This window comes from Azospirillum sp. TSH64, assembly GCF_003116035.1.
GTDB lineage: Bacteria > Pseudomonadota > Alphaproteobacteria > Azospirillales > Azospirillaceae > Azospirillum.
On the sequence record NZ_LGQW01000015.1, the window covers coordinates 3,959,418 to 3,959,640 of the forward strand.

At 70.0% G+C, this 223-nt stretch carries 1 pseudogene; it reads right to left on the minus strand.

The features are described 5' to 3' along the window. A pseudogene (locus tag TSH64_RS19380) lies at window positions 1-223 on the minus strand (electron transfer flavoprotein subunit beta/FixA family protein); the annotation flags it as partial.

Consider the following 223-nt stretch of genomic DNA (forward strand, 5'->3'; position numbering starts at 1 on the left):
CAGGCGCAGGTCGGCGGTGACCACTGCCGGCAGCTTGAGATTCACCGTCTCCAGCCCGCCGTCGATCTCGCGGGTCACCGCGACCGTGCCGTCACCGGCGGCGATCTTCGATGCGAATGTGCCCTGGCCCCAGCCGAGCAGGGCGGCCAGCATCTGGCCGGTCTGGTTGCAGTCGTCGTCGATGGCCTGCTTGCCGAGGATGACGAGGCCGGGGGCCTCCTTC